At 56.7% G+C, this 15,555-nt stretch carries 15 protein-coding genes; 9 read left to right on the top strand and 6 right to left on the bottom strand.

Annotated features, from left to right (window positions below; genetic code table 11):
- Window positions 1–49 precede the first annotated feature (49 nt).
- From bchJ to ssb, 3 genes are all read right to left on the bottom strand, one after another.
- Window positions 50–646 carry a bacteriochlorophyll 4-vinyl reductase gene (gene bchJ, locus RZS32_RS16550; RefSeq protein WP_317054664.1) on the bottom strand — a complete coding sequence of 199 codons (597 nt, stop codon included), beginning with the start codon at window positions 644–646 and terminating at the stop codon, window positions 50–52.
- Complete coding sequence (gene bchE / locus RZS32_RS16545) at window positions 639–2,303, bottom strand: magnesium-protoporphyrin IX monomethyl ester anaerobic oxidative cyclase (RefSeq protein ID WP_317054663.1); 1,665 nt, start codon at window positions 2,301–2,303, stop codon at window positions 639–641. Before bchE ends, bchJ begins: the two co-directional genes overlap by 8 nt.
- Before the next feature lie 117 nt (window positions 2,304–2,420).
- Window positions 2,421–2,909 carry a single-stranded DNA-binding protein gene (ssb, locus tag RZS32_RS16540; RefSeq protein WP_317054662.1) on the bottom strand — a complete coding sequence of 163 codons (489 nt, stop codon included), beginning with the start codon at window positions 2,907–2,909 and terminating at the stop codon, window positions 2,421–2,423.
- 250 nt (window positions 2,910–3,159) lie between these two features.
- On the opposite strand from ssb, the gene RZS32_RS16535 reads away from it, so the two are divergent.
- The gene (locus RZS32_RS16535; protein WP_317054661.1) at window positions 3,160–3,705 is read left to right on the top strand and encodes a lytic transglycosylase domain-containing protein; all 546 of its coding nucleotides are present in this window, start codon (window positions 3,160–3,162) and stop codon (window positions 3,703–3,705) included.
- Window positions 3,706–3,714: 9 nt separating this feature from the next.
- On the opposite strand, the gene RZS32_RS16530 is transcribed toward RZS32_RS16535, so the two are convergent.
- From RZS32_RS16530 to miaA, 3 genes are all read right to left on the bottom strand, one after another.
- Entirely contained in the window at window positions 3,715–5,382 is a 1,668-nt protein-coding gene (locus RZS32_RS16530; protein WP_422395972.1) for an ABC transporter substrate-binding protein, read from the bottom strand.
- 135 nt (window positions 5,383–5,517) lie between these two features.
- Complete coding sequence (locus RZS32_RS16525; RefSeq protein ID WP_317054659.1) at window positions 5,518–6,327, bottom strand: helix-turn-helix domain-containing protein; 810 nt, start codon at window positions 6,325–6,327, stop codon at window positions 5,518–5,520.
- Window positions 6,328–6,396: 69 nt separating this feature from the next.
- Window positions 6,397–7,278: a tRNA (adenosine(37)-N6)-dimethylallyltransferase MiaA gene (miaA, locus tag RZS32_RS16520; RefSeq protein WP_317054658.1), complete on the bottom strand. Its 882-nt coding sequence runs from the start codon at window positions 7,276–7,278 to the stop codon at window positions 6,397–6,399.
- Window positions 7,279–7,432: 154 nt separating this feature from the next.
- Here miaA and pyrH point away from each other — a divergent pair, with 154 nt between their 5' ends.
- The 8 genes from pyrH to bamA all read left to right on the top strand — a co-directional run bounded on the left by pyrH (window position 7,433) and on the right by bamA (window position 15,554).
- Complete coding sequence (gene pyrH, locus RZS32_RS16515) at window positions 7,433–8,164, top strand: UMP kinase (RefSeq protein WP_317054657.1); 732 nt, start codon at window positions 7,433–7,435, stop codon at window positions 8,162–8,164.
- A gap of 45 nt (window positions 8,165–8,209) precedes the next feature.
- Window positions 8,210–8,773 carry a ribosome recycling factor gene (frr, locus tag RZS32_RS16510; RefSeq protein WP_317054656.1) on the top strand — a complete coding sequence of 188 codons (564 nt, stop codon included), beginning with the start codon at window positions 8,210–8,212 and terminating at the stop codon, window positions 8,771–8,773.
- 11 nt (window positions 8,774–8,784) lie between these two features.
- Complete coding sequence (locus RZS32_RS16505) at window positions 8,785–9,525, top strand: isoprenyl transferase (RefSeq protein WP_317054655.1); 741 nt, start codon at window positions 8,785–8,787, stop codon at window positions 9,523–9,525.
- Complete coding sequence (locus tag RZS32_RS16500) at window positions 9,522–10,304, top strand: phosphatidate cytidylyltransferase (RefSeq protein WP_317054654.1); 783 nt, start codon at window positions 9,522–9,524, stop codon at window positions 10,302–10,304. Before RZS32_RS16505 ends, RZS32_RS16500 begins: the two co-directional genes overlap by 4 nt.
- Window positions 10,301–11,473: a 1-deoxy-D-xylulose-5-phosphate reductoisomerase gene (gene dxr, locus RZS32_RS16495; RefSeq protein WP_317054653.1), complete on the top strand. Its 1,173-nt coding sequence runs from the start codon at window positions 10,301–10,303 to the stop codon at window positions 11,471–11,473. The genes RZS32_RS16500 and dxr overlap by 4 nt, the downstream gene beginning before the upstream one ends.
- 8 nt (window positions 11,474–11,481) lie before the next feature.
- The gene (gene rseP / locus RZS32_RS16490; RefSeq protein WP_317054652.1) at window positions 11,482–12,825 is read left to right on the top strand and encodes an RIP metalloprotease RseP; all 1,344 of its coding nucleotides are present in this window, start codon (window positions 11,482–11,484) and stop codon (window positions 12,823–12,825) included.
- Window positions 12,826–12,944: 119 nt separating this feature from the next.
- A complete protein-coding gene (locus tag RZS32_RS16485) occupies window positions 12,945–13,073 on the top strand; it encodes a hypothetical protein (RefSeq protein WP_317054651.1) in 129 nt (42 codons plus the stop codon).
- A gap of 156 nt (window positions 13,074–13,229) precedes the next feature.
- Entirely contained in the window at window positions 13,230–15,554 is a 2,325-nt protein-coding gene (gene bamA, locus RZS32_RS16480; RefSeq protein ID WP_339106717.1) for an outer membrane protein assembly factor BamA, read from the top strand.
- Window position 15,555: the final 1 nt, after the last annotated feature.

Below are 15,555 nucleotides of genomic sequence, written 5' to 3'. Positions count from 1 at the left end.
GCTGGCTGCCGTGCGTTCCATTTGGGGGCTATAGCGCGCCTTGATGCTGTCAGGGCGCGATATCAATCGCAAAGACACACGCCTCGGATCCGTGTTGTGCGCAGCAATGTGTCTCAACGCATCGGCACCGGGGATGCACAAGCACCTGATACAAATGTTCAAACACCGCGGCATGCCAAGTGCAGAGCGGCGTTTGACTGACCTCGCCGCGCACGACCGGGTTGTCCTTGATCCGGTAGGTCCAGGGGGACACACGTTCAAATTGACCCGACCCCGCGAAAGTCCAGGCATGTTTGGTGATGGCCTTGGAGAGCAACATTGCGGCAAAGCGGGCCGGCAGCAATCGAAGGAGCGTCTGCGCTTTTTGAGGAATGCGGTGCGCCAGAATATAGGTTGCTGTGGCACGCCCGGCCTCTGCGGCCAGAAGTGGGGCAGATTGCGGTTCTTCTTGGCGCAAAAGCTGATGCAGGCGGGCGGCATGTACTTCGGGGATCATCTCGGTCCCATCCGGGGCCTCATCCATCCCCGCCGCCTTCAGCATCTTGGTCACACGCGACGTGCCACCAAGCCGTTCAATCAACGGCAGCAACTGTAGAACCGCGTTGGGGCCAATCACATTGGACGTGGCATTCTTTGGCCTAGACATCTTCCATCTGCTGATCACTTCCGCCACAGGCGCGCACTTCGGCGCCGTTGGGCATTTTGAAGTCCTGTGTGCGTTGCGCTGAGCGATCTTTCATCTGTGCTTTCACTGCGGCCCGGCGTTCAGCCGCACGCGCCGCCTTGTCAGCGGAGGCTTCCCAATCTTCAAGCTGGGCTTCGGCCAATTGCCGGGTTTCATCAAAGTGGAAATCAACCGAATTCTTGGTCTGCGGCCCCCAATAGCCGGCCTTGCCCAGATCATAGAATGTCCGCTGGAATCCGGCTTTGAGGAAGGCATAAAGACAGCCCAGAAGATAGCGCCGCCGGAACCCGGTGCCGCGCCATGGATAGTGAAACAGCGCCTTCTTGCTGTAAAACCGGCGGTAATTGTTCATCACACCGTCCAGCAGTTCGCCCCGCTCCATCGCAGCGGGCTTCATGATCGGCGTAACAAAGTTATATTTGGAGAAGTCGTAAATCTCGACCTGATCTTTCAATTCCTGAAAAAGCGGCGTGAAGGGCCAGGGGGTGTACATCGACCAGTTCGCCAGATCGGGCTGCCAGTCCCAGGCCATCTGGTAGGTTTCTTCCAGCGTCTCGGGCGTTTCATTGTCCAGCCCGACGATGAATTGCGCCTCAACCAGAATATCGGCCTCACGCAGCAGGCGGATAGCGGTCTTGTTTTCGTCGACCTTGGTTTCCTTGTTGAAGATATCGAGCTTCATTTGCGCGGCCGCTTCGGTGCCAAGCGATACATGCACCAGACCTGCCTTGCGATAGAACTTGAGCAGGTCTTTGTCGCGATAGATGTCTGTCACACGGGTGTTGATGCCCCATTTGACGCGCTTGGGCAGGCCGCGGTCGATCAGCTCCTGACAGAAGGCCACGAATTTCTTCTTGTTGATGGTGGGCTCTTCGTCGGCAAGGATGAAAAAGCCGACGCCATGGTTGTCCACGAGGTCTTCAATCTCATCGACCACATCTTTGGGGTCACGCACCCGATAGTCGCGCCAGAATTTCCACTGACTGCAGAAAGAACAGGTGAACGGACAGCCGCGTGCGAGGTTGGGGATGGCCACGCGCGTGCCAAGCGGGATGTAGATGTATTTCTCCCACTCCAGCACGGTCCAGTCAGGTTTGATCGCCGACAGGTCCTTGACCGTTGAGGCAGCAGCGGTGGCGACAATCTCATCACCGTCGCGAAAGGCAAGCCCCTTGATCTTGTGGCGCTCCTTGGGCCAGCGGCCGTCTTCTATGGCCAGCATCAGTTCGGTGCAAATCTCTTCGCCTTCGCCGCGGACGATGACGTCAATCCAGGGGGCCTCTGACAAGACCTGCTTGAACATGAATGTCGCATGGACACCGCCCATCACGCGCACGGCATGCGGGGCGACCTCGCTGGCGATCCGGAGCACCTCTTCGGCGCGATATATAGATGGGGTGATGGCCGTGACACCGACCACGTCGGGGTGCAGGGCTTCGATTTGATGGGCCAGGTCCTCATCCGAGATGTCATTTGTCATCGCATCGATGAAATGAACATCATCAAATCCCGCGGTGCGAAGGTGGCCCGTCAGGTACGCCACCCAAGCCGGTGGCCAGGTACCCGCAATTTCCGCACCACCGGATCGGTAGTTCGGGTGAACAAATAGAATGCGCATATCAATCTCCCTGTGTAAACTTAAGTTTACAGCAGTGGAAGTTGAAAGAGTTGACACAGATCAAGGTAGATGCGGAATCCGCACTATGCAGCTGTCGCTACACGCTTCTTTTTGAGTCTAGAACGGAATTTCGTCGTCGTAGTCGCGCGATGGCGCATTGCCGGACTGGCCACCCTCCGAAGACGGGCCGCTATCATAGCCTTGGTCGTAGCCACCACCGTAACTGCCGCCGCCACCGCCGCCGGACCCTCCGTCACGAGAATCAAGGAAAGTCAGTTCACCGGCATAAGGGCGCAGAACCACTTCGGTGGAGTACCGATCCTGACCGGACTGATCCTGCCATTTGCGGGTTTCCAGCTTACCCTCGATATACACTTTAGACCCCTTGCGCAGATACTGCTCGGCCAGACGTGCGAGGTTTTCGTTGAAGATCGCCACCGAGTGCCATTCGGTGCGTTCGCGCCGCTCACCGGTGTTGCGATCTTTCCAGGTCTCGGAGGTGGCGATGCGCAGGTTGCACACTTTGCCGCCATTCTGAAAGGTGCGCACCTCGGGATCACGCCCCAGATTGCCAATGATGATGACCTTGTTGACTGAGCCGGCCATGCGTCCTCCTCGCTCTTTTCGTGCCTCTGACACGCCTTCGTTACACCACCGCAAAGAAATGAACAAATACCTAACGCAACAAAGTGAAAATGATCCGAATGGACCGTTCGACGCACGCAATCGCGATCTCTGGCAATTTGTCCTAAAACCAGTATAGTGCGCCGGGTTGGAACCTGTGATGTGGTAGGGGGCGTGGAACGATATGCGTGTTTTGGCGGCAGCCATCACTTGTGTTTCCTTGGCTTGGCCCATGGCCGCCTCTGCAGATATATTCTCAACCCAAGGCAAGAACCGCGTCTTCAAATCGCAGACCAAGGTTCTCGATAACCGGGCAAGGGCGCAGTACAACTCGTCTGTGCGGTTGCAGCCGCAGAAAGTGCATACACCCACCAAATGGGACGACGAGCCTACGCAAACTTTTCGCGGCGCGTATCGCGGTCCATACCTGAGCGCGGCCAAGCAAGCGGCGGCAAAGCACGGTGTGCCGCAGGATTTGTTTCTGCGGCTGGTGCAACAGGAATCTGGATGGAATCCACGGGCCAAATCGCACAAGGGTGCTATCGGCCTTGCACAGCTGATGCCGGGAACGGCGTCTTACCTCGGCGTCAATCCCCATGATCCATATGAAAATCTGGAGGGTGGTGCGCGCTACTTGGCCGAGCAGTACCGCAAGTTCCGGTCGTGGCGTTTGGCACTGGCCGCATATAATGCCGGGCCTGCGGCAGTCGAGAAATACAACGGCGTGCCACCCTTCAAGGAAACACGCAACTACGTCAAAGTGATCTGGGGCAGCTAAGCCTAAGCGTCAGCCGGAAAATCCGATCTTGTGCAGATGTATCTCATTGGATGGGTGCTTTTCAGCCCCAACCACACGCCCGTTGTGGTGATTGTAAAGTGACCGCCAATAGGGCTGGATCATCACACCTTCGTTGCGCAGGATGGTTTGCAGTTTGCCCATGGTTTTGCGACGCTCCTCCACATCAACCACAGACGTGGCTTCCTCCAGCAGACCATCGAATGCGTCCGAGGCAAACCCGGTTTCGTTCCACGCAGCGTTAGAGCGATAGGCCAGCGACAACGCCTGCACGCCCAAGGGACGGTGATTCCATTGCGTGGCGGAAAAGGGGTAGGTTTGCCAGTTGGACCAGTAGGTGTCGCCGGGCTGGATGCTGCGACGCACCTTGAAGCCATTGTCGCGCAGCTGAGCCGCCACGGCGTCGCCAGTGTTGCGCTGCCATTCATCATCCAGCGTCACCAGCTCATGTTCGAATTCAGTCTGACCCGCCGCGGCCATATCTTCACGCGCCTTTGCAGGATCGTAAATTGCTGGACCGAGTTCGGCATGGGCCGGGTGCAGCGGGCTGACATGGTCATTCTCGGCGACCTGTCCACGTCCGGCATAGCCCAGCTCCAGACAGATCTCATTGTCGACGGACATCGCCAAGGCGCGTCGCACGGCGGCATCGGCATAGGGTTTCGCCCCTTCAACTTCGGCCAGCGCATTGGCGCGAATGATCATTGTGGCGGTCGTGTCTGTTTTGGTCTGCGTCCAGCCAAGGGCGTCAAGCACGTCAATGAAATCGCCCACGGATTCGTAAAGCAGGTCAACTTCACCGGCGTCAGCTGCGGCAACCCAGCTTGAAGGATCCGTGCCAAAGTCGAGAAACTCTACTCGGTCGAGATAGGGACCTCCGAATATGGCTGTGCCCCACCATGTATGATCCAGATTCCGCTCCAATACACAGCGCTCTCCAACCTGCATCTCGACTGGTCGGAAAGGCCCCGTGCCAATGCCATGCTCAAACGGATTTCCCCCCTCGAAACTAGGGTGCACAATGGCAGCGGGGTAGTCGGCGAGGTTCACCATCAAAGTGATATCCGGGTGGCGCAGGGTCAGTTCGATGGTCAGATCATCCAAGAGCTTAATGGCCCCATCGATTATTTGCCCGGTGCCGGGGTCGATCAATGCCTCAAGCCGAGAGGCCATCGAATTGCCCGGTGCGGTGGTGTCACACCAGCGTTCAAAATTCCGCGCCACATCGCGCGCCGTGAAGGCATCGCCGTTGTTCCAGGTCACATCGGGACGCAGGGCGAGGCGGTAAACCGTTGCGGTGTCATTCACATCCCAGGTCTGAAGCAACATGCCCTGTAGCGAGCCGTCGCTGTTGTATTGCACCAGGTACTCCAAAAAACCGCGCGTCAGGTTTCCCATTTCGCTCCACGCATAGCTGCGCGGGTCTGTGAGAGCCTTGATGTTTTGCTGGATGCGAAGGGTGCCGCCCTGAATGGGCTTTGCCTCTGCATAGGCAGGGCGATACCCGCCAGTTAGCTCCAAGGCGATAGGTGCAGTGACCCCAAACGCACAAGCGCGCGTCAGGAATTCCCGCCGCCCGATACGTTGCGTGGCCAAGTCACGGGCAAGCCCCGGAATTGCGTGATGCAATAAAGAGGGCTTGGTGCGCGAAAAGGACATAAGAAAACCTGCGGGAGTGGTGAGGATGGACGTGAATTGCATGCTGCAGCGCCGAAATCAAGGCGCGGCGCCATGCGCGCACTGCACATTTGCGCGATTTTATTGCGTCAGGTCGCGGACCGTTCGTGTGTCGTGTCAGACTTTCGCCAATTTAGAGCGCAGCTCTGTCGGTGACTTGCCCGTATGACGTTGGATGAAGCGCGTAAAATAAGCCGCGCTGCGAAACCCCATACGCGCGGCGATCTGATTGGCTGGAAGGTCAGTGGTTTCAAGCAGATCACGTGCGCCATAAAGAATGCGCCGGGTCAAAAGATCAGAAGCGGTCATGCCAACGGCGCTTTTGCATGTACGCGTGAGATGTGTCGGTGTGACACCCAAACGGCGTGCATAATCCTGCATCGAGCGACCGGTTGCATAGTCGCGTTCAATTAGTGCGGCATATGCGCTCAACAACCGGTCTGAGGCGGTTTCGCGGGGAAGGGCGGCCTCGTCTTGGGCGATAATCGCGCGGCGCAGCCAGACGGTGATGAGGCTGGCATGGGCATTGAGCGCTTCATCCCAAAAGGGGCGCGCCTCATTCTGGTCGCGCTGCATGGTTTCCATGAGCGTGGTCAGTTCTGCCTGTGCGCGAGGGTCACGGATGCGCAGCACCATCGGTTCATCTGGCATCAGGATCGAACTTTTGGTGGGGATATCACAGACAAGCCCAAAGCTTTGCGCGCCCGGTTCCAGCGCAAAAAGTGTGTGCGCGGGAATGATCACAGCGGAATGTACACTGAGCCCGCGCCGCCGACCGCCCAAAAGGCATCGCCCCTGACCGCGTGTGATCCAGATCAGCGCGTGGGTATCACGCGAATGGGGAAGGGTTGCGCGCCAGGGGGCGCCTCCGACCCATTGCGCCAAAGTCTTGAGTTGCGCGTGCCGTGTGTTGGTTGGGTCCATCATGATCTTGGAACCGCTGCAATTTCCCGGGTATCGTGAATAGCAGTTTGACGCGCCAAAAGATAGGTGCGCCTAAATCTCAGCGGCGGCGTGCCAATGCCAATCGCGCATCCGGGCGCGGAACCAGGTGCGCTGGCGTTTGGCGTATTGGCGGGTTGCAATGACGGCGGCGTCCCGTGCGCCGTCCAAGGTCAGTTCACCTCGCAAATACGCCACAAGCTCCGGCGCGCCGATTGCCCGTGACGAGGGCCGCTCGGGCATCCAACCGTCCAGATTGGCGCGCACCTCATCCAATGCGCCCTCGGCCAGCATCTGATCAAAGCGCATCTCAATACGCGGATTGAGCCACTCTTTGGGGGCCTCCAGTGCAATCGCTGCACATTCCGAGAGGGGTAAAAGCGGCGGCGGTGTTTCGTCCTGCCATGCGGCCAGGCTGCGCCCCGTGGCGCGCTGCACCTCCCAGGCGCGTTGGACACGCATGGGGTTGGCGGTATCGAGACGCTCCAGCGTGTCCTGGTCAAGGTCCGGCAGGAACGCTTCATGACCTTGAGCGGCGCGTATTGCATTTGCGTCTTCGCGAAGGGACGCAGGTGTTTCGGGGATGTCCGCCAGACCTTCGGTAAGCGCGGTGAAGTAGAGCCCGGTCCCGCCAACGATGATGGGACGCGGACCATTTTGCAAAAGCGGTGCTACATCGCGCAGCCAATGCCCCACGGAATACGCGACCTCAGGTCCAACGTGACCATAGAGCCTATGCGGCGCACGGCTTTCTTCCTCGGGCGACGGGCGCGCGGTCAACACCCTCCAGTTGGCAAAGACCTGAAGCGCATCTGCATTGATGATCTGCCCGCCATCGCTCTCAGCGAGACGCAAGGCCAAAGCGGATTTGCCACAAGCCGTTGGCCCGGCAATCAAAACCGGGCGGGTGGGGTCAATATCGATCAAACCTGTCACGGGGGCGGGTGATATGCTAGTTTTTCGCGTAGCACGAGCAGATTTCGCGCATTTTCTGGCCAGATTGCGCGCAAGTGCATGTTTGGCGATTGAACCCACACCCGAATTAAGACATTTTGCGCCGCAATTGCCCCCAAGACTTCCGGAGCCCACTATGCCCGACACCGCCCCCACGGAAACAGCCTTCAAACGGGTACTCTTGAAAATATCAGGCGAAGCGCTGATGGGCGATCAGGGATACGGGCTTCACCCGCCTACTGTGGAACGCATCGCCAAGGAAGTGAAATCGGTACACGATCTTGGGGTTGAGATTTGCATGGTCATCGGTGGCGGAAACATCTTTCGCGGACTACAAGGCAGCGCACAGGGCATGGAACGCACCACCGCCGATTACATGGGCATGCTGGCCACGGTGATGAACGCGCTGGCGGTACAAAGCGCGCTGGAAAAGATCGGTGTCTATTGCCGCGTGATAACTGCCATTCGCATGGATGAGGTGGCAGAGCCCTATATCCGCCGCCGCGCCGTGCGCCACCTTGAGAAAAAGCGCGTCTGCATCTTTGCCGCCGGGACGGGCAATCCGTATTTCACCACCGATACGGCGGCGACCCTGCGCGCCAATGAAATGGCCTGTGAAGCGATTTTTAAGGGAACCAAGGTAGACGGCGTCTATGACAAGGACCCGGTCAAGCACGATGATGCCAAGCGTTTCGAAACCGTCACCTATGATGAGGTTTTGGCCAAACATCTGGGCGTCATGGACGCCAGTGCAATCGCCCTCGCACGGGACAACAACCTGCCCATTATCGTCTTCTCGCTGGACGAACCTGGCGGGTTCCGGGCCATTCTGGATGGTACCGGCACCTATACAAAGGTGCACAGCTAGGTCTAAAGAGGGATCAGTGCCGGGCTGGAAGAGGAAGAACAACCTATGTCTGATGATTTTATGTTGGATACCGACGATCTTGAGCGTCGGATGGATGGCGCGATGAGTGCCCTGCGCACGGAATTCGCCTCTTTGCGCACCGGGCGCGCCTCGGCCAGCATGCTCGAACCGGTCATGGTTGAAGCCTACGGTCAGAAAACTCCGATCAATCAGGTTGGTACGGTCAATGTGCCCGAACCGCGTATGGTGACGATCAATGTCTGGGACAAGTCGATGGTTGGTGCCGTGGAAAAGGCCATTCGCGAAAGCGGTTTGGGCATCAATCCACAGCTCAACGGCACGATCATTATGTTGCCGATCCCAGAACTCAACGAAGAGCGCCGCAAAGAGCTGACGCGCGTTGCGGCACAATATGCCGAAAGCGCGCGCGTGGCCGTGCGGAATATTCGGCGGGACGGCATGGATCAGGTTAAAAAGGCCAAGTCTGACGGTTTGTCAGAGGATGATCAGAAGTTCTGGGAAAATGAAGTGCAGGATATGACCGACCGATTTATTAAGTCGGTCGACGATGCGCTCGAAACCAAACAATCAGAAATTATGCAGGTTTAACAGAGTAATTCATGACAGTATTGCCGGAGATCAACCCACAAGGACCCGATACGGGCCCACGTCATGTGGCCATTATTATGGATGGTAATGGCCGCTGGGCGCAGGCGCGCGGTCGTCCACGGCTCTATGGTCACCACGCAGGCGCCCGCCGGGTGCGTGAGATTGTCAGTTCCTGTCCGGAGTTTGGAGTCGAATACCTGACAATCTTTGCCTTTTCGACAGAGAACTGGAAGCGGACACAGACCGAGGTTGCAGGTCTGATGAACCTCTTTCGGCGCTATATCATGAAAGAAATGCAGGAACTGTTGCGCAATAATGTGCGCGTTCGCTTCATTGGAGATCGGTTTCGGCTGGATGACAAACTGCGGGGCCTGATGGATCAGGCCGAAGATGTTACGCGCGAATGCACCGGCACAAACCTGACTGTGGCGTTGAACTATGGCGGTCGGGACGAGGTGACACGCGCAGCCAAACGTCTGGCACGAGATGTGGCAGAAGGGCATATTGGCCCCGAAGATGTGAATGAAGAAACGCTGCCAAAGTACTTGGATACTTATGTTTTACCTGATCCAGACTTGGTGATCCGCACCAGTGGTGAGGCGCGGATTTCAAACTTCCTTTTGTGGCAATCGGCCTATGCTGAATATGAATTCATCGACACCCTTTGGCCAGACTTCACCAAAGAGATCTTTGGCGATCTGCTCAAAGGTTTTGATGCGCGCGACCGGCGTTTTGGGGCCGTGACCGCATGAGCGCATCTGCGCAATGGTCTGATCTTCGTGCACGGGTGATCTCAGCGTTCCTAATGGCCCTCGTCGGGGCCTTTGCCGTTTGGCAGGGCGGGTTGCTCTATGTTGAACTTGTCAGCGTGATTTGCGGCCTCATGGTCTGGGAAACCGCGCGCATGTTTCAAGCCAGACAAGCCATTGGCTTGGGTGTGGCAGCGGCGGTTGTTTTGAACGTCATCCATTTCTTGCCCGGCGTGTTTGTCGCTCCGCTCTTGATCGCAATGGCGCTGGTTGCAGCAGGACAGACTGAAAAAGACAAACCCGTTTTGTTCGTAGTTATCGCATGGGTCCTTTTTGGTTCATTTGCATTGATGCATTTGCGCACAGCGGCTGGCACAGGCTGGATCCTGTGGCTGGTCTTCATCGTGGTAGCCTCGGACGTCGCAGGATACTTCGCAGGCAGAAGCCTAGGCGGACCGAAATTCTGGCCCAAGATCAGCCCCAAGAAAACCTGGTCGGGCACTGTGGCTGGATGGCTGGGTGCGGCTTTGGTCGGTGTGGCATTCATTGGACCGCTCGGGGCAAACGGTGCGCTGGTTTTCATCTCAATCTTTGTGGGGTTCGCTGGGCAAATGGGTGATATCGCGCAAAGTGCGGTTAAACGGCGTCAGGGGATCAAGGACAGTTCCGACCTGATCCCAGGTCATGGCGGCGTTTTTGACCGCTTCGATGCTATGCTGGGGGCAGGTGTGTTGACGATTTTGCTCTGGGCCTTGGGGTTGTTGCCGGGTGCCGGTTCATGAAACGGGTCAGCGTTCTAGGCGCGACCGGTTCGATCGGTCAAAACACGCTCGACCTTATTCGACGCGACCGCGATGCATTTGAGGTGGTGGCGCTGACGGCTGGACGCAATGTTGACCAACTGGCTCGTGACGCCCGCGAATTTCAAGCAGACTTGGCTGTCATAGGTGACGAAACCCAGCTTGATGCGCTGCGAGATGCACTTGCCGGAACCGGAACCAAAGTTGCCGCAGGCGAGCAGGCGATCATTGAGGCGGGAGCACATCCCGCCGATTGGGTCATGTCGGCCATTGTCGGGTTTGCCGGGCTGGCACCGGGCCTGGCAGCGCTGGAACAGGGGGCTACACTGGCGCTGGCCAACAAGGAATCACTGGTCGCCGCAGGGGCCTTGCTTTTGGACACCGCCCAACAGCATAACGCAAAAGTTTTGCCAGTGGACAGTGAGCATTCAGCGATCTTTCAGGCCCTGATCGGTGAAGAGCCCAAGGCGGTCTCACGCGTGATCATTACCGCAAGCGGCGGCGCGTTCCGCGATTGGCCGATTGAGAAACTTACCACAGCCACTGCAGCCGAAGCTGCGACTCACCCCAACTGGGATATGGGTCAACGCATCACAATCGACAGTGCATCAATGTTCAACAAAGCGCTGGAAATGATTGAGGCAAGGGAGTTTTTTGACTTTACGCCTGACCAAATTGAGGTGCTGGTGCATCCACAATCCCTGGTCCACGCGCTGGTCGGGTTCTGCGACGGCGGTTTGATGGCCCATGTGGGCCCGCATGACATGCGACATGCCATTGGATTTGCACTGAACTGGCCCGAGCGTCGACCGCTTCCTGTAGATATGCTGGATTTGGCCAAGGCTGGAACACTCGATTTCGAAACACCTGACCTTGATCGGTTCCCGCCGCTTCGTCTGGCGCGTCACGTGATGGAAAAACGTGGCCATAGTGGTGCTGTATTCAACGGCGCAAAGGAGCGCGCACTCGACCATTTCATCGCTGGCCGGATCGGATTTTTACAGATGAGCGAGGTCGTGGAAGAGGTTTTGACCCGGATTTTGCACCAATGCGGTCTAAATGATGACGTGATCACCCTTGATACCGCGCGCAAAGCAGACCATTTGGCACGGGATGGGGCAGATGCCGTGGTGCACGAACTGATAGGGTAGGCAGGACTTTGGAATCATTAATACCGCAATTCGATGGGCTCTTTTTTACAATCCTCGCCTTTATCGCAGCACTCTCGGTGATCGTGGCGATCCACGAATATGGTCATTACATCGTGGGCCGTTGGTGCGGAATCAAAGCAGAAGTGTTTTCGCTAGGCTTTGGTCCGGTATTGGCCTCGCGTGTCGACAAACATGGCACGAAGTGGCAGCTGGCAGCGCTGCCTTTTGGCGGTTATGTGAAGTTTCTGGGGGACGCCAACGCGGCCAGCGGAACCAGTGATGGCAGCGTGGAGGAGATGCCAGCCGCGGTTCAACGCCAAACCATGATTGGCGCACCGCTTTGGGCACGAACAGCGACAGTTGCCGCCGGACCGGTGTTCAATTTCATTCTCTCTATTGCGGTTTTCGGTGCGATTATCCTGAGCCAGGGACGTGTTGCTGAACCATTGGCAGTAGGTGAGCTGACGCCGCTTCCCGCAGAAGGGCTTACTCTGGCGGCGGGCGATGAGCTTCTGACAATAGAAGGTGTGCCTATTCCTTCGTTGGACGCCGAAGATGAAGGCTTCGGCGATTTTGTAGATCAACTGCCTCAGACGGCTGTCCTCAATTATGAAGTCCGCCGCGATGGCCAGGTGCAGACGGTCACGGGCCCACATCCCATGCCCCCACTGGTGGTACAACTTGCGCCGCGCTCCGCAGCATTTGAGACAGGGCTCAAGCAAGGCGATGTCATTGTCGGCGTGGACGGAACGTCCGTCGCAACATTTAACGAACTGAAAGACGTTGTCGAAGCTTCAAACGGGCGTATCTTACCGCTCAGGGTATGGCGAGACGGGGCTGTGCTGGATTACGACCTGACGCCGCGACGCGTGGATGAGCCACGCGAAGAGGGTGGGTTCGAAACGAACTGGCGCATTGGCATTGCGGGCGGTCTGGCCTTTGAACTTGCGACCGAGCGCGAAAGCCCTGGCGCGGCACTGGCGAACGGCGCTGCACAAACCTGGAACGTGATCGAAGGGTCATTGTCCGGCCTGTACCACATGATCACCGGAGCCATCAGCAGCTGTAACATGTCCGGACCGATCGGGATCGCCGAAGTATCCGGCGCTATGGCAAGCCAGGGCGTGGACAGCTTCATCTGGTTCATTGCTGTTTTGTCCACGGCGGTAGGATTGTTAAATCTTTTTCCAATCCCGGTCTTGGATGGCGGGCATCTTGTGTTTTATGCGTACGAAGCCGCGACAGGACGCAAGCCAAGCGACAAGGCACTCAGAATTCTTATGACGGTCGGGCTGACTTTGGTCCTCGGCTTGATGCTTTTCGCTTTGTTCAACGATATTTTCTGCCCTTGAGAACGGATTTGTGGCTAAACCGGCCAATCCACGCCACAATCTCGCCAGAAAGAACGAGTAGCCTCTGTTCGTCGACGCGCTGAAATTGCGTCTTTAACACAGGTTAAACTGGCAGAACCATGCAGCACATTCTCAAGGGATACCGTGGTATGGCCTTGTTGCTGAACCTCAACTGGGACCGGATTTTGTATCTGGCTACTCTGGTTGTGGCTCTGTATGCAGGCGCGCTTCTCGGGACATTCTGGTGATCTCACCCCTGCTGTTTGGGGTGTGATCCGGCCAATCCAAAAAATTAAATTGATCGTCGCATTGGATGCGGCGAATTTTCCTTGTCTGGCGTTTTGACAAGCCCCTTCAGAATGGTTACTGACAAGACATACTGGGATGTCTGATTGGGTTTGCCGATGGCTAAATTTCTCAGAGCGGGGGCAGGGCGTCTTTTTCAAGACGGCGTTGCATTAAATACTGTTCGCTCGTTGATCGCTTTTCTACTGTTTTTCATCACCGTATTCGCCGTCGATCCGGCCCATGCGCAAAGCTTTCGGTTTTCCTCTGTAAGTGTTGAAGGCAACCAGAGGATCGAGGCCGCCACGATTGCATCCCAAGCCGGAATCGAAGCCGGTCAGACCATTTCAGCGGGTGAGCTGAACGCTGCTGCACAGCGCATTCGCGCCAGTGGGCTTTTTGAAACGGTTGAGGTAGAGCCGCGCGGCAACACTCTTGTTATTCGCGTGGTCGAGTTTCCGACGATCAACGCCGTCGCCATAGAAGGCAACAAGCGGCTGAGCGATGAAAACCTGCTTGGGTTTATCGAAACCGAACCAAGTCAAGTCTTTAGCCCCACGCGAATCGAACGCGACGTGGCCACCCTCAGTGAAGCATATGAGCAAAACGGCCGGGTTTCTGCGCGCATCACCCCAAAGGTTATCCGTCGCAGTGAGAACCGTGTTGATGTCGTGTTCGAAGTGTTCGAAGGGCGGCCCATTGAAGTGCGCCGCATAGGATTTGTAGGCAACAAAGCCTATTCAGATCGCCGTCTGCGACGTGTCATTGGCAGCAAACAAGCAGGCCTTCTGCGGGCAATCGTGAACAGAGACACGTTTGTAGCTGATCGGCTGGAATTTGACAGACAAGTTCTGACGGATTTCTACCAATCGCGTGGTTATGTTGATTTCCGCGTGACAGGCACCAACGCTGAGCTTGCCCGCGAACGCGATGGTTTTTTTATCACTTTCAACATTCAAGAAGGTCAACAATTTCGCTTTGGCGACATCACAACAGTCAGTGAGATGCCGGGTGTCGAGGCCGAAACGTATCAAAACGTTCTGAAAATCAAGCCTGGCGTTGTCTATTCGCCAACATTGGTGGAAAACTCAATCGCCCGTATGGAGCGGCAAGCCATTCGGGATGGTATAGACTTTCTGCGAGTTGAACCACGTATCACGCGCAATGATCGCACGTTGACGCTGGACGTCGAGTTTGTCCTGTCCCGAGGCCCAAGGGTCTTTGTCGAGCGCATAGACATCGAAGGCAATACAACGACCCTGGACCGAGTCATTCGCAGACAGTTTGATACTGTAGAGGGCGATCCGTTCAATCCTCGCGAGATCCGGCAAGCGGCTCAGCGTATCCGCGCCCTACGCTTTTTCTCCTCGACAAACGTTAATGCACGTGAAGGATCGCGGCCTGACCAGGTTGTGGTTGACGTAGATGTAGAAGAAACGACAACAGGTTCTCTGTCGTTCGGTGCGAACTTTTCGTCTGACGCAGGGCTTGGGTTTTCAGTTGGTTTTACCGAACGAAACTTCCTCGGCAGAGGTCAGGGATTGTCCGCCAATATCATCGCAAGCAGTGAACGGGCGAACTACAGCCTGACCTTTTCCGAACCTGCCTTTCTAGGTCGCGATGTGTCCTTTGGCTTCAGAACATCCCTGCTGGAAACCTCGCAAGCCAACAGCCTATTTGACACAACCACAGCTGATATTCGGCCCAGCCTCGGGTTTCCTTTGGGCGAAAGCAGCCGTTTGAATGTTTTCTACGAACTTTCATACTCCGACATGACGGATTACCCAGTTACGGGTCTATCGCCACTTTTGGCGGCTGAATCAGCTGAGAGCGGTCGAATCGGCAGCTCCGTGGGATTCACATATTCGTATGACACACGCCGGACAGGACTTAACCCAAATGCAGGCGTGCTATTGGAGTTTGGCCTGGAATACGCGGGGCTCGGCGGCGATCAGGACTTTATTCGCCCGACCGCCCGCCTCATCGGACAGACTCGTGTTTTCAACGAAGAAGTCACGCTTCGTGCAACGCTTCGAGCCGGCGCACTTGAATTTCTGAGTGGCGACTCGCGCTCCGTGGATCGGTTCACGCAACAGGTTATTCGGGGTTTTGACGCCAATGGGTTAGGCCCGGTTCAAAACGGTGAACATCTTGGCGGAACATATTTTGCCTCCGCGCAGTTTGATGCCGAGTTTCCTCTGGGGCTGCCCGATGAGTTTGGGATCACGGGCGGACTGTTCTATGATGTCGGCTCTATCTGGGGTCTGGATACGACCGGTCCGGGCGTGGCCTCAGAAGACTTCAACTTGCGTCATGTTGTCGGGTTTTCCCTTTTCTGGGAATCTCCATTCGGACCGCTACGGTTGAACTTCTCCCGTGCCCTCGAAAGCGAGCCTGACGATGTTGAGCGTGAATTTGATATCACGGTTCGCACGAACTTCTGAC

This window comes from Roseovarius sp. W115, from assembly GCF_032842945.2.
Lineage (GTDB): Bacteria > Pseudomonadota > Alphaproteobacteria > Rhodobacterales > Rhodobacteraceae > Roseovarius > Roseovarius rhodophyticola.
Note: the sequence above shows the minus strand (reverse complement) of the source record. Positions and strands in the feature narration are given on the sequence as shown.